This is a genomic window from Parabacteroides distasonis ATCC 8503 (genome assembly GCF_000012845.1).
GTDB classification, from domain to species: domain Bacteria; phylum Bacteroidota; class Bacteroidia; order Bacteroidales; family Tannerellaceae; genus Parabacteroides; species Parabacteroides distasonis.
This window is the reverse complement of record NC_009615.1, coordinates 3,324,194-3,339,453: the sequence shown is the minus strand read 5'-3', so window position 1 is coordinate 3,339,453 and position 15,260 is coordinate 3,324,194. Positions and strand designations below refer to the sequence as shown.

The window sequence follows — 15,260 nt, the reverse complement described above, 5'->3', positions numbered from 1 at the left end:
ATTAATAATATTTATTAATAGGTATAGCTTGTGTGTTCTTTTTTGCTTGCCAAAGGGACGAATTAAGTACGCAAGAAAATGTAGGCTACTTACGTGTAGCCTTAGAACAGAGTACGGAGGTGAACACGAAGGCCGATGCGACGTATAAGCCCAAGCAGATGCGTGTGGTGATCAAGAACTCGGCTGGTATGACGAAGTTTGAGACGAATGACCATACGGCGGACTTGGAGGGTAAAGAACTCTCGTTGAAGCAAGGTGAATATACCATCGAGGCCGTTTCTTACGGATGGGACGGCAACGCCGGGGCGGATTGCGCCTATTACACAGGCAAGACCACGGTGACGATAGAGAAAGGCAAGACAGCGACAGCCAATTTGGTTTGTTCCTTGGCGAACGTGAAGGTGACGGTGGCTTTCGAGCAGGCTTTTTTGGATAAGTTGGGCAATGGTTCCATCAATGTGCAGGTAAAGAGCGCTACCACTACGGTCACTCCGGTGGATTTCGCCCCGAAAGGTACGAGTGTGGCCTATTTTCCGGTTTCCGACCTAACGGTGACTTATACGGTTGTTTCCGCTGCCGGAAAAATGAGCTCTAATGAGCTGCCAATCTCGGAGGTAAGCGCAAAAGACCACTATATCTTGAACTTTAAGAATCAGGCTGCCGGCACGGGAAATGTAACCGTAACGGTAGATCCTACGATGAACCAATACACGTACGACTTCACGATCGATCCGAATGCGAAGAGCGGTGCTACCTTGTCTGCGAACCCGTGGAGCCAGCTCGCTTATCTGACGGCTACTGACATCACGCTTGATTCCGGCGATCTTTCATCCTTGAAGTTCCAGTATCGTCCAAAGAATACGGATACTTGGATGGATGTGGCGACCACGGTCAATACGGCGGCCTCTTCCGCTACGGCGACCTTGACGGGATTGACTTCCGCCACGGCTTACGAATATCAGCTGACAGACGGAGAGATCAGTATCGCCAAGGTAGAATTTACCACGGAGACGGAGATCGCTTTACAAAATGGAAATTTGGATGCTTGGACAGGAAATCCAGACTCAGAGACTGTATCTCCTAATAGTCCGTCGGATTCTAAATTTTGGGATACAAGTAATACTGGAGCCAATACAATAACTAAAAAGAATCCGACACGTGGGGTAACTTCGCCTGTGCATACCGAAGGTGGAATGGCGGCGCAACTAGAATCTAAGAAAGTTATATCGTTCTTTGCTGCCGCTAGTTTATATACTGGCTCGTTTGGCAAGGTTAGTATTCCTAATGCGATTGTGAATTTCGGTCAGCCATTTACCTCACGGCCTGTTGCGTTGAAAGGATTTTATCAATACAAGCCGGTTGTAATAGATATAGTAGGGGGAAATGCTCCGGAAGGTGTGAAAGCAGGGGATATGGATCAGTGCGCCATTTATATTGCCTTGGCGAAGAAAGCCTATACAATTAATAATGGTGATTTAAGTTCTTTCATTAATTTCAAGGATGACCCCAACATCATCGCCTACGGCGAGCTCCCTTCCGGGGCGGCTACGGAGGGCGATGGCTACGTGGAGTTCAACATCCCGTTGAAATATAAGAACCTGACGGATCAGCCCACCCATATCATCGTGGTTTGCTCATCCAGTAAATATGGCGATTATATGACCGGAGGCGTCGGCAGTACCTTGTATGTAGACGATCTTTCCCTCATTTATGACGGAACGCCTACTATCTGGGAATAATTCCCTATATTCGCGAAACCCGTTTCGACCCCTCGAAATTCATTTCCTAAGACCGGGAAATGCCTTTCGAGGGCTCGAGATGCCTTCCCGGGACAAGAAAATACATTTCGAGGTCTCGAGATCCACCTCCTGAAGCGGGAAAACGGCTCTCGACTCCTCAAAATCTATTTTTGGAAACCGAAATGGGCTTTTCGACCCCTCGAACGGGTACAAACGAATAATAACCTTCAAAAAAAATCGAATTATGGGTACATTCACATTGATTCCTCCGATGTCGTTAGGTAACTTGAACAAGGCCGAGAAGCTAAGTCTGTTGAAACGCTATATGAAACTGATGCCGAGCGGCTCCGATTCCGAATCGCCGGACGAGATCTCGTTGCTAGCCGATAGCGGAGTGCCCGCGCTTAACATTTCCGCCGGACAGGTGATGCGTATGAACGGCATTATCGATGAGCTGACCGAACTGACGATGCAAGCCTCCTCCTCGGAGGAAACCCCGGAAATGCAGCAAGTGGAGGCCGATCGGGATACGGCGGGTAACTACATAGTCCGCCGCGTGCTCGATTACGCCAAGTTGCCCCTTGCCGCCGAGCGTACCGCCGCCCAACGGATGGAACCCGCCTTGCGCGGTTACCGCGACTTCGCCAACCTGCCCACAGCGCAGGAGACGGAGGTGATCAATGGCCTGCTTATCGACCTAGCGAAGCCCGAGTTCGCCGACTCGGTAGTCACTCTGCAACTGGCACCTTACATCGCCGAGCTACGACGGCTCAACGATCGCTATGCCGAGCTGGCCGCCCTACGCGACAAATCGAGATCGGTACGCACAGAGAATGTGACCTCCAAGGAGCTGTCCTCCGAGGCGCAAGACCTGCTGGACGATATGTGCGCACTGGCCAATGCCTCCAGCCTGTTGCAACCCTCGGAAGAGGCGCGCGTATTTGTTCGTGACGCGACTCATCTTTTCGCCCAGGTACGAACCGCCTACAAGCAACGTTCCAAGGGCACGCCCTCTGGACCCGCCGAACCCGGCACGCTGGAGCCCGGTGGGGGAGGGGATTCCGAATCTCCCGATGAAATATGACTAGAATAGGAAAAATGAGAATAAATAAACTAATCTGTCTGGCCCTCCTCTGCGCCCTTTGCGTAGGGGAGACTTGGGCCCAACGTGGCAAGAGAGCCATGAATCGTATCGACCGAGAAGTGCAAGAGACCGTCTTCATCCCGAAAGGTACGTGGATGGCGGGAGGAACTGTTTCCTACTCCGAGCACGATGAGGGGAATCTGAACTTCCTCGTCTTGAAGAACGTGGAGGGAAAAGGCTACAACTTCGGTGTCAGTCCCTACGTGGGTTACTTCTTCCGCAACAACATCTCCGCGGGCATGCGTTTCGCCTATCACCGCGACTACCTCGACTTGAAGAACTTCGAGTTGAATCTCGGCGAGGATTTCAACATCAGCCTCGACAACCTCTATTATCTGGAGCATAAGTACGAGGTATCCGGTTTCTTGCGCACCTATATGCCTATCGGACGCAGCAAGATATTCGGCCTGTTCAACGAGGCGCGCCTCACCTATGGATACGGTACGGGCAAGAATTCCACCGGTACGGGTGCCACCTACGACGGCTCTTACCAAACGGCGCAGAACCTGCAGATCGGTATCGCTCCCGGGATGACGGCTTTTATCACCGACTGGTCGGCCGTAGAGGTATCGGTTGGCGTGATGGGTTTCGATTTCAAGTGGATCGACCAAAAGACGAACCAGATAGAGGAGGGGCATCAGCGTGTCTCCTCCGGCAATTTCAAGATCAACCTCTTCTCGATCAACATAGGCATGACCTTCTATCTTTAATGGAGAAAATATAATTTAATGAAGATTCAACGATTGATGTTTAAAGAGAATTTACGTGCGGCCGGTCTGGTAACTTTGTTGGGACTGGCCTCGTGCGCTATTGATAACGATATTCCTTACCCCTGGTGGAGGGAACGATCAGTGAGATCGTGACTGAGGGCCTGCGTGCCTCGGAAGACGGGACGGTAGCCTCCGGTGTGGATATAGATCGCTCGGCTCGCACCGTGACACTCTATGTGAACGACTCCGTGGATGTGTCACGGCTGAGACTGACGCGCCTCATCCTCGATCCGCGCGACGCGACGATCGAGCTGGACTCCGCACGATGCGACGATAAGGAGAAATTCCCTTTTCATGATTTTGCCTCGCTTGATAGCCTCTCGTTGTCGGCCAATACGCGGCTCGACCTCTCCACGCCGCTTGAGCTGAACGTCCGTACCTACCAAGATAATCCATGGACACTTACCGTACGCCAGATCGTGGATCGTACGGTAGACGTAGACGGCATGGTGGATCATTTGGTAGATCCTGTCAGCCGTGTCGCCGTGATCTACGTGAGTGCGGATCAGGATCTTTCCAACATCAAAATTCGTACGCTTAACCTTGGTGGGGCCTATGGACGTGTCACGCCCGATCCTACTACCGTGCGCGACTTTACCTATCCGCAGACTTTTTATGCGGCTCGTGCCGGCGAGGAGGTATGGCAGGAATGGAAAGTGGTGATAGAGCAAAGCGAGGGCGGTGCCTCTACCTCGTCGAGCGTCTTCCCCATGGTGACGAAAGCCACGCTTACCGGCTCTGTGCAAAGCGGCAAGACCCCGGTGGTGGAATATAAGGAACAGACGGCTTCTGCGTGGAGCACGGCGGCAGACGTGAAGACCTCGGGTGCCTCTTTCAGCGCTACGATCGGCGGGCTGCGGGGCGGTACAGCCTATGATTATCGCATCAGCGTAGACAATGCGCAAACGGGCAGCGGCTCGTTTACCACTGCCGGTGAGATCGCTTTGACAAATGGCGGTTTCGAGGATTGGTCGCAAGACGGCAAGCAATGGAATCCGTGGCCTTCGGGTGGAACCTCCTTCTGGGGAACCGGCAACCCGGGTGCGGCGGCTTTCATCGGTAATCTGACGACGCCTACGACCGAGAGCGTGTCAGGGAAAGCTGCCTTGCTGGAATCCAAGGACGCCGTGATCAAGCTGGGGGCCGGGAATATCTTCACGGGCGATTTCGCGTTGGACGGCACGAATGGCGTGCTGCAATTGGGCCGTCCGTTCACCTCATTCCCTACCTCCCTCAAGTTCCAATATAAATATACCTCTACCACGATCAATCGTATCGGGCAGGATGTGGGCAGTCTGGAAAACCTTCGGGGCCGTCCGGACTCTTGCCAGATATATATCGCCCTCTCGGATAAGCCGGAACCTTACGAGATCCGTACCAAGCCCTCTGTCCGGCAGGTCTTCGACAAGAACGACCGTAATATCATCGCCTATGGCGAGTTCATCAGCGGACAGTCTACCACGAGCTATAAGCAGGTTGAGATACCCTTGGAATATCGTGCGACGAATCGTACGCCCAAATATATCGTCATCGTGGCGGCGGCTAGCAAGTACGGTGATTACTTCATCGGGGGGGAAGGCAGTACCCTTTGGATAGACGAGATGGAATTGGTTTATGAATAAAAAGCATTGATATAGGATATGAGAAAGATGATACGACAGATAATGACCTTGGCCACCCTTTGCTGGATGGTGGCGGGTTGCGCCGATGAGGTTCTTAACCGTGATGGAGGCAAGGGCGAAGGACGCTTGCTCCTCACCGGGATCGAGGTGGAGTCTGCTGTCGGCGACGTACAGACGAAGGCTTCGCTGGCGGAAGAGGATCTTCCTGAAATTACAGATTTTACGATTGAAGTAGTGAGTGCATCGAATGGTTTGACAGTAAAGATTTTACAGCCCGGAACTACTCATTGTACTCTTTCTGTGGGAAGTTACTTGTTGAAAGCCAGTTATGGTGATCCAACAGCATTGTCTTATACACCGGCTTTTTATGGAGAGACTTCGGTTACCATCGCTCCAAACACTGATACGGAAGCTGAAATTAAAGCTTCTCTTCTACAAGCTGTTTTCCATCCCCGTATGTTGGATGAGTTGATCGCTCAGTTTAGAAGTTATGAATTGACTCTCGGAGTGGCGGGGGAAAAACCGGCCCGATTAGAAAATGATAAGGATTTCTTTTTACCTGCTGGGGATGTTACTTACGAGTTGAAACTTATCGGTACCAATCAAATAGGAGGAGGCGTATCTCATACTTGGCAATATAAGAATCTCGTAGCGAAGACCCGGTATATAGTTGTATGTGATCCTGATCTTCCTGCCTTCACTATTCCAGATCAGAAGGAAAACGATGTCTGGAGTAAATTTATTTATATAACCCCTATGACTGCGGATAACATGACTACCCATAAGGAGATGACAGATAAGGTACTCGCCAATATCGTTTACGAGGCTTCCGCTGATGGACAGACTTGGATCCCCTCCGAATCTACTGTTGATGATCGATTGGTGATAAAGGGTCTTGAACCTTCCACACGATATACGCTTCGCTCTCGTTTTGGAGCGGTATATAGCAGTAATACCAAGACGGTAACTACAGAGGATGCAGCTCCTGTTCCTAATGGGGATTTTGAGGAGTTGAAGGAGACGATTAACGGAACTATAAATCAAGGGGGAAGATGGTCTATAGTGACTGCTGTGTTTTTGAAGTGGTTTCAAACAACACTCTCTATGAAGATTTCTGAACCTGCTAATTGGGCTAGTGTTAACCAAAAAACATATAATACTGCTTCTTCTAATCAAAATTCATGGTATATGATTCCATCTACGTTTAATACATCTTTAAATTGGCTTTCACATCAACCTGAAGCTAAAGCTGTGGGTATTGGGCAGAATCCTTATGATTCGACGGCAGATATTTATAAGGAGCTGTCTGCACAAAACGGAGATAATGCGATGGTCATACGTAATGTTGCTTGGGATCATAGTGGTGCCTCTATCGCTGATAAGAAGCAGACAGGAAATACTTCTTATAGTAATTATTATTGTAGTAATGTCCCTTCAGTCAGCAATCGTTCTGCCGGAAAACTCTTTCTAGGCTCTTATAGTTATAATAATGGTTCGGAAGTTTACAATGAAGGTGTTGCTTTTCTCTCTCGCCCCGTTAGTCTTAAAGGTTTTTATAAATATGTGAATGATTCTCAGGATACTGCAGAGAAGGGTTCTGTAACCGTTCAAGTATTGAATGGTACTACGGTTATAGCTTCTGGTAATATTGAATTGGTTGTGGCGAGTGAATATACAGAATTCTCGCTTCCATTAGTTTATTCTCGTTACGATTTAAAAGCTACAGATCTTCATATTATGATTTCTTCTTCTAATCATACGAATGAGGGAGATATAAAGACTACTAATTATGTAAATAAGGAGGAATGTTGTTCTCGTGGTGCGATGTTGACAATTGATAACTTGATATTCTCTTATGAATTATAAAACATAACATTGAATTATGAATAAGCGAATCCTATATATATTATCCGTCCTGTGTTTCTTGTTGCTCGTCTCTTGCACGAGCGAGGAAGAGCTTGCGCCTGCTGAAGAGCAGGGCGAGATCTGGCTATCCGTAGTCGATACCTCGAAAATCGAGATTGTTACCCGTGCCTTGTCCGGCTTTGATGTAAAGGATTTCAACGTGAGCCTTTCCCGTGGCGAGACGGTGGTTTTCTCCTCCCGTAAATATGGCGATATCGCCGGTGCTCCAATCACTTGTAGCGCTGGCTCCGGCTATCTCCTTACGGCAGAGAGTTGCACGGAGAGTGAGGCAGAGCGTACCAATAGCGGTTGGGGGCAGGCTCGTTTGGCGGGGAAAACCTCGTTTACTGTCAAACCCGTGGAGCCAACGGAAGTAACGCTGAAATGTGCCTTGGCAAACTCCTCGGTAAATGTCGAGTTCAGCGATTTTATCAAGAAAAACCTCTCGGATTACGCTATCACCCTGTACGCCGCCGACGCGTCGAGCCGTAGCTTTACCTTCAACAAGAACAACTATAGCTACAAGACCGCCTATTTCAACGTAGGTGCGGTGGGGAGGGCCTTACAATATACCGTCAGTCTCACCTTACCCGGCGAGAAGGAACCTCATACCTATTCGAACGTTTTGACCTTGGAGCCTTCGCATAGCTATCATCTTACGGTGAAACTGGATGATGAATCCAAGTCAAAAATCTCGATCGGAATTATGGTGGATGGTACGCTAGTCGAGGAAAAGACTTTCACGGAGATTATCAATCCTTATGAATAATCGGAATATGTTTGGGCATTGAAGGATGGGTGCAATCTTTCAATGCTTAAATATATATTCTCAATTTAAATTTAGATAAACGAGATTAAGGTCCCTTTCTCGGAAGTCGTAATAGCCGCCGTGTAAATCTTATCTTCGATCTTTATTATAATAATCTTCTTTTTGTCGAAGAAATTACCTTTTTCGATGATGCCAAGAGCTTCCGCCTTATGTCCCCTAACGGTAAGCTCTTTTTTTATACCTTGTTTTTATGTCTTCTTCCCATATATATTATTATTAGAGGTAAAGTTCCTAGCCTCATTAAGAGGAAACTCACTCACAAAGGAAATTATTCTTTTTCGTCTAACCAAATTATTCCGTACCTTTGCCCCTCAAAAAGAGAACACAAGGTATGGAAAAACATTTTAAGAGAACGCTGATTACTACGGCGTTGCCGTATGCGAACGGACCGGTGCATATCGGCCATTTGGCCGGGGTATATGTGCCTGCTGATATTTATGCCCGTTACCTTCGTTTGAAGGGGGAGGAAGTGTTGATGATTGGTGGTTCGGACGAACATGGGGTACCCATCACGTTGAGAGCGAAGAAAGAGGGGATCACACCGCAGGATGTGGTGGATCGTTACCACGGTATTATCAAGAAATCGTTCGAGGAGTTCGGTATCACGTTTGATATCTATTCTCGTACTACTTCCGCTACGCATCATCAGATGGCCTCGGATTTTTTCCGTACATTGTATGATAAAGGCGAATTCATCGAGAAAACAAGCGAGCAATATTACGATGAGGAGGCGAAGCAATTCTTGGCCGACCGTTATATCATGGGTACTTGTCCGCATTGTGGAAACGAGAAGGCGTATGGCGATCAGTGCGAGGCTTGCGGTACGTCTCTTAGCCCGACGGATTTGATCGATCCGAAATCCGCTATCAGTGGCAGCAAGCCGGTGATGCGTGAGACGAAGCATTGGTATCTGCCTTTGGACAAGTGGGAGCCGTTTTTGCGTAAATGGATCTTGGAGGATCATAAGGAATGGAAACCGAACGTATATGGGCAGTGTAAGAGCTGGCTGGATATGGGACTGCAACCCCGTGCGGTGAGTCGTGATTTGGATTGGGGTATCCCTGTTCCCGTGGAAGGGGCGGAAGGAAAGGTGCTGTATGTCTGGTTCGACGCTCCGATCGGTTATATCTCTAATACGAAAGAGTTGCTGCCGGATAGCTGGGAGACTTGGTGGAAGGATCCGGAGACTAAAATGGTCCATTTCATCGGTAAAGATAATATCGTGTTCCATTGTATCGTGTTCCCTTCCATGCTGAAAGCGGAAGGTTCTTATAACTTGCCGGAGAATGTCCCCGCTAATGAGTTCTTGAACTTGGAGGGCGACAAGATCTCTACTTCCCGCAACTGGGCGGTTTGGTTGAACGAGTATCTGGTGGATATGCCGGGCAAGCAAGACGTGTTGCGCTATGTCTTGACGGCCAACGCGCCGGAGACAAAGGATAATGATTTCACATGGAAAGATTTTCAGGCTCGTAATAATAATGAGTTGGTCGCTATCTTAGGGAACTTCGTGAACCGTGCGTTAGTCCTTACGGATAAGTATTTCGAGGGTAAGGTGCCGGTGGCTGGCGAGTTGACAGATTATGATCGCCAGACCTTGAAGGATTTCGCGGATGTGAAAGAGAACGTGGAACGCCTGTTGGATACCTACCACTTCCGTGACGCTCAGAAAGAGGCGATGAACCTAGCCCGTATCGGAAATAAGTATCTCGCTGATATGGAGCCTTGGAAGTTGGCGAAGACGGATATGCCTCGTGTCGCTACGATCATGAACATCGCTTTGCAGATTACGGCTAATCTGGCGATCGCTTTTGAGCCGTTCTTGCCGTTTAGCATGGAGAAACTGAATAAGATGCTGAATGTAGAGCCGTTGGGATGGAATCGCCTAGGTGCTACGGATCTATTGGAGGCCGGTCATCAATTGGGCAAGGCAGAGTTGTTGTTCGAGAAGATAGAGGATAGCGTGATCGAGGCCCAAGTGCAGAAATTATTGGATACGAAGAAAGCGAATGAGGAAGCGAATTATAAGGCGAAACCGATCCGTGAGAATATTGAGTTCGATGATTTCATGAAACTGGATATCCGTGTGGGTACGGTTCTGGAATGTGTGAAGGTTCCGAAAGCGGATAAGCTGCTTCAGTTCCGTATCGACGATGGCCTGGAGAAACGCACGATCGTGTCGGGTATCGCCCAGCATTATAAACCCGAGGAATTGGTAGGCAAGCAAGTTTGCTTCATCGCTAACTTAGCTCCCCGTAAGCTGAAAGGTATTGTTTCCGAGGGTATGATTCTCTCCGCCGAGAATTTCGATGGAAAGCTGGCCGTTATCACTCCGGAGAAAGAGGTGAAACCGGGTAGTGAGGTGAAATAATAAGATAAACGCAATAATGAGGGGGCTATTTCGTTTTAACGACGGGATAGCCCTATTTTTTGAATGGATAAGATGCTAGAGAAACAGATACAGATGGTAGATCTGCGGAGGCAGTATGAACGTTTGCGTAGCGAGATCAATCCCGCCATGCAAACGGTGATAGATGCTTGTGCCTTTATCAATGGCCCTCAGGTGAAAGAATTTTGTAACCATTTATCAGGTTATTTAGGTGTTCCTTATGTGATCCCGTGCGGCAACGGTACGGATGCCTTGCAAATCTCCTTGATGGCATTAGACTTACATCCGGGCGATGAGGTGATCGTTCCTGCTTTTACGTATATCGCCGCGGCTGAGGTCGCTTTGGCTCTTGGCCTAGTGCCGGTATTAGTGGATGTAGATCCCGGTACATTCAATATAGACCCGGAAAAGATAGAAGATGCCTTGTCTGAAAAGACGAGAGCTATTATCGCAGTTCATCTTTTTGGCCAGTGTTGTGATATGGAACCGATCTTGCGTATCGCCAGCCGTCATAATCTATATGTGATCGAGGATAATGCCCAGTCCATCGGTGCTAATTATACTTTCTCGGATGGAACGGTGAAGAAAGCCTGTACGATCGCCTCTATAGGAACGACCTCCTTCTTCCCTTCGAAACCGTTGGCTTGTTATGGTGATGGTGGGGCGATGTTTACTTCCGACGCACGATTGGCCGAACGACTGCGAATGATCGCCAATCATGGGCAAAAGGTAAAATATCATCATGCTTTGGTGGGCTGCAACTCCCGTTTGGATACCTTGCAGGCCGCTGTCTTAGATGTTAAGCTTCGGTATTTGGATGAATTTGCCGCCGCTCGTTGTAAAGTGGCTGCTAGATACGATGCTGCCTTTTCCGGATTGGATGCTGTACGCAAACCACTAAAATCAGCCTTTTCATCGCATGTTTATCATCAATATACGGTACAGCTAGCTGTAGAAAAGAGGGATCAAGTACAAGCTGCGTTAAAAGAACGAGGCATTCCTTCTATGATTTATTATCCATTGCCTTTGCAGGAGCAAGAGGTGATGAGGGGTCGATGCCGGATTTCCGGGGATTTGAATGTCGCTTCTCGCTTGAGCCGATCCGTATTATCCTTGCCGATTCATACGGAGATGACAGAAGAGGAGCAGGCTTATATTATAGAATCTATAAAGAGTGTTTTATGAATAAGAAGATACGTTTCGCCGTGATCGGCTGTGGTCATATAGGTAAGCGTCATGCCGAGATGATTACCCGGGATGAAGGGGCGGAGTTGGTCGCTTTATGTGATATCCGTCCGAAAGAGGAGCTGGGGATCGAGGCTTATGTGGTCCCTTTCGCCCGGGATATAGATGAACTATTCCGTTTGGGATTGGATATAGATGTGGTGAATATTTGTACACCCAACGGCTTACATGCCGAGATGGCGATCCAAGCGATAGAGAGCGGACATCATGTGGTCATAGAAAAGCCGATGGCCTTGACCTTGGCGGATGCCGAGAAAGTGGTTTATACCTCGTTGAGATTCCGTAAGCAGGTATTTTGCGTGATGCAAAACCGATATTCCCCGCCTTCGGTCTGGATCAAGGAGATGGTTGAGTCCGGAAAATTAGGCCAGATTTATATGGTGCAGCTGAATTGCTACTGGAACCGTGATGAACGCTACTATAAACCCGGAGGATGGCATGGCGACGCTGCCTTGGATGGTGGTACCTTATTCACCCAATTTTCCCATTTCATCGACATTATGTACTGGTTATTCGGGGATATCTGTAATATCCAGACCCATTTCGCCGACTTCAACCACGAGAAACTGACCGCCTTTGAGGATTCCGGTTTCGTGAATTTTAATTTCGTGAACGGTGGAATGGGCAGTTTGAGCTACTCTACGGCGGTATGGGACAAGAATCTGGAAAGCAGCATGCTGATCGTGGCCGAGAATGGCAGCGTGAAAATCGGCGGTCAATATATGAATGAGGTAGAATATTGCCATATCAAGGATTATGAGATGCCGGAATTGGCCCCTACCAACCCCGGCAATGATTATGGCCCTTACAAAGGCTCCGCTCAAAACCACAACTTCGTGATCCGTAACGTAGTCAATGTCCTTTCCGGCGCCCCCGGCGAGATCATAACGACCAACGTCTTGGAAGGTATGAAGGTGGTGGATATTATACGGAGGATTTATGCGGGGAAAAGTGTGAAATAGCAGTGAGTAGATATGTGAAATCATTACAATAAGGTGATGATTTTGTGTGTCGCTATAATTATTTGATAATCAGAGCTCCAAAAAGACGTGCATGTTTCTCGGAAAACATGTACGTCTTTTTTGAAAAGTTGCTCATGTTTTTAAGAAAACACGTACGTGTTTTTCTATGGAAGATAAAGAGGGTTCGAAGGATAAAAAGAATTTTTACAATAACTCTTTGTTCCCACATCATGTGCGGAAGATCGTAAATATACATAAAGCAGAGAAAAGCTTCCCATTTTTCACTGTTAGCCAAAGGTAAATGTTTATCTTTGTTGCACTTTTACCATAAATGTCAAATGGCGGAACAATCATTAAAAGATAAGACAGCGAAAGGGCTCTTCTGGGGAGGGGTAAGTAATGGTGTGCAACAGCTGTTGGGGATGTTGTTTGGTATTTATCTGGCACGTACACTTAATGCCGAGGATTATGGATTGGTAGGTATGTTGGCGATATTTAGTGGAATTGCTAGTACGATTATTAATAGCGGATTTTCGGTAGCCTTGACTAACAAATTGGATGCTACTCATAAGGATTATAATGCGGTGTTTTGGTTTTCTTTTGTTGTAAGCATCTGTTTGTATATTGTTCTTTTTTTTTCAGCTCCGCTGATTGCGTCATTTTATGATCGTCAAGAACTGGTTAATTTATCTCGGGTAATATTTGCGAGTTTTTTGTTTTCTGGAATGGCGATTGTTCCTCATGTTATCTTATTTAAGCAATTACAAGTCAAGATGCAGGCGAAGATTGATGTTTTTGCGTTGTTCTTGTCGGGTATGTGCGGGGTTCTTTTGGCATTCAATGGTTTCGCTTATTGGGCATTGGCAATTCAAAGTACGGTGTATGTGGCAAGTGCATCTTTGTTGAAATGGATGGTTGTATCTTGGCGTCCTAGTCTTGATTTTTCGATCGAACCTCTGAAAGAGATGTTCCCGTTTAGTGTAAAGTTGTTCCTTACGAATATTTTCCAACAGGTCAATAATAATGTGTTTTCTGTTTTGTTAGGTAAATTATATAACGCTAATGTGTTAGGCTATTATTCGCAAGGAAATAAGTGGATGACTATGGGAGGTTCAATGTTGAACAATATGATCAATTCGGTGGCGCAACCTGTATTCGTGCAAGTGAATGATGATTTGGAACGTCAGCGGAATGTATTCCGCAAGATGGTTCGTTTCGCTGCGTTCGTGTCGTTTCCAGCTATGCTGGGATTGGCTTTTGTAGCTGAGGAGTTTATCTGTGCCACGATTGGCAATAAATGGTTGGAAAGTGTACCTATATTACAAATATTGTGCGTTCAAGGGGCGATAGGACCGATTATATTGCTATATACCCAAGTTCTTGTCTCGCACGGGAAATCGGATATGTTTTTATATGCGAATGTGTTCCATGGTATATTACAATTGGCTATATTATGGCTTACTGCATCTTTTGGTATTCTTTGTATGGTTGTTGCATATGTGCTTACTTATGTATTTATGTTATTTGTGTGGCATCTTTTGGTTTATCGATTGATTCGTGTCCGTTTGGTACAATTGGCGCAAGATGTGTTACCTTATTTGGTGGTTACTTTGTTCGTCTTCTTTGTGGTATATGTCTTAACGATTAAGATTGAGAATCTATATATATTGTTACTATTGAAAATTAGTTTGTCAATTCTTTTTTATGCGTTCGCTTTATGGCGGTTGCGTTCTGTCGTATTCTTGGAAGGCGTGAATTTACTCCTTAATAAATGTCGGAAATGAAAGAGGTAAAGATAGGAAAGGATAAAATAAGTGTCGCATTATGTACTTATAATGGAGAGAAATTCATTCGTGAGCAGTTGCGGAGTATCGTTGGACAGACGATTCTACCGTGGCAGATCGTAGTGTGTGATGACCAATCGACCGACCGTACGATGGATATTGTAAGAGAGTTTGCGGATGACTATCCAAGTATCCGTTGGATGATTATACGGAATGAGGTTCGTTTGGGTGTCCGGCGTAATTTCGAGAAGGCGATTGCTTTAGCGGAAGGTGACTATATCGCTCCTTCAGACCAAGATGATATCTGGGAGAGAAATAAATTGGAGATCTTGTTGCATATAATGCGTGAAAAGAAGGTATCGTTAGTACATTCAAATATCCGTTATGTGGATGTGAAAGGGCGAGAGATGACTGAGAGATTGGATTTCCCTTGTTCGGTTCCGTTAGCTACATATCTTTATGGCTTGAATAATGTGATGGGCTGTACTTGTTTGTTTTGTGCGTCATTGAAAGACATATTATTTCCTTTTCCGATTCATTATTATTACCATGATCAATGGCTGGCGATTATGGCTTATCATAACGGAGGTATCTATCTTTGTGATCATAAACTGGTTCGATATAGACAACATGCGGATAATGTAGTATCTGCGATTTGTGGAGGGGGCAAAAGAGAGGGTGAAGAATTGGGGCTCAGCTATTTTGTCGGCAAGGCGGAAGACATATATCTCTTGCTGCATCGACGTAAGCAGATTAAATATTCTCAGAAAGATTGGTGGCGTTTAGCTTGGTTGTATGTTTCGAATCGATTAGGGCTAGCGTGGTTGAAATTCAAGCTGTTATAATTTATGAATTAGTATGATAATATATT

The 15,260-nt window shown here is 46.8% G+C and carries 11 protein-coding genes; all 11 read left to right on the top strand.

Translation table 11 applies throughout. The features are described 5' to 3' along the window. Positions 1 to 32: 32 nt before the first annotated feature. The 11 genes from BDI_RS13985 (at position 33) to BDI_RS13930 (ending at position 15,234) form a co-directional block, all read left to right on the top strand. Complete coding sequence (locus BDI_RS13985; RefSeq protein ID WP_011966998.1) at positions 33 to 1,739, top strand: DUF4493 domain-containing protein; 1,707 nt, start codon at positions 33 to 35, stop codon at positions 1,737 to 1,739. A 244-nt stretch (positions 1,740 to 1,983) separates the two neighbouring features. After that, positions 1,984 to 2,823, top strand: coding sequence for a DUF6261 family protein (locus BDI_RS13980; RefSeq protein WP_011966997.1), 840 nt, complete (start codon positions 1,984 to 1,986; stop codon positions 2,821 to 2,823). Positions 2,824 to 2,837: 14 nt separating this feature from the next. After that, positions 2,838 to 3,593 carry a hypothetical protein gene (locus BDI_RS13975; protein WP_005864076.1) on the top strand — a complete coding sequence of 252 codons (756 nt, stop codon included), beginning with the start codon at positions 2,838 to 2,840 and terminating at the stop codon, positions 3,591 to 3,593. 125 nt (positions 3,594 to 3,718) lie between these two features. Then, positions 3,719 to 5,275, top strand: a complete 1,557-nt coding sequence (locus tag BDI_RS13970) for a PCMD domain-containing protein (RefSeq protein WP_008778794.1) — start codon at positions 3,719 to 3,721, stop codon at positions 5,273 to 5,275. An 18-nt stretch (positions 5,276 to 5,293) separates the two neighbouring features. After that, positions 5,294 to 7,141, top strand: coding sequence for a DUF4493 domain-containing protein (locus tag BDI_RS13965; protein WP_011966996.1), 1,848 nt, complete (start codon positions 5,294 to 5,296; stop codon positions 7,139 to 7,141). Positions 7,142 to 7,157: 16 nt separating this feature from the next. Beyond that, a complete protein-coding gene (locus BDI_RS13960; protein ID WP_011966995.1) occupies positions 7,158 to 7,949 on the top strand; it encodes a DUF4493 domain-containing protein in 792 nt (263 codons plus the stop codon). Positions 7,950 to 8,340: 391 nt separating this feature from the next. Then, the gene (gene metG, locus BDI_RS13955) at positions 8,341 to 10,380 is read left to right on the top strand and encodes a methionine--tRNA ligase (RefSeq protein WP_011966993.1); all 2,040 of its coding nucleotides are present in this window, start codon (positions 8,341 to 8,343) and stop codon (positions 10,378 to 10,380) included. A gap of 72 nt (positions 10,381 to 10,452) precedes the next feature. After that, on the top strand, positions 10,453 to 11,583 hold the full coding sequence (locus BDI_RS13950; protein ID WP_008781060.1) for a DegT/DnrJ/EryC1/StrS family aminotransferase: 1,131 nt from the start codon (positions 10,453 to 10,455) through the stop codon (positions 11,581 to 11,583). After that, entirely contained in the window at positions 11,580 to 12,605 is a 1,026-nt protein-coding gene (locus BDI_RS13945) for a Gfo/Idh/MocA family protein (RefSeq protein WP_011966992.1), read from the top strand. Before BDI_RS13950 ends, BDI_RS13945 begins: the two co-directional genes overlap by 4 nt. 338 nt (positions 12,606 to 12,943) lie before the next feature. Beyond that, positions 12,944 to 14,389: a lipopolysaccharide biosynthesis protein gene (locus tag BDI_RS13935; RefSeq protein WP_011966991.1), complete on the top strand. Its 1,446-nt coding sequence runs from the start codon at positions 12,944 to 12,946 to the stop codon at positions 14,387 to 14,389. After that, positions 14,386 to 15,234, top strand: coding sequence for a glycosyltransferase family 2 protein (locus BDI_RS13930; RefSeq protein ID WP_011966990.1), 849 nt, complete (start codon positions 14,386 to 14,388; stop codon positions 15,232 to 15,234). The genes BDI_RS13935 and BDI_RS13930 overlap by 4 nt, the downstream gene beginning before the upstream one ends. The last annotated feature ends 26 nt before the right edge of the window (positions 15,235 to 15,260 follow it).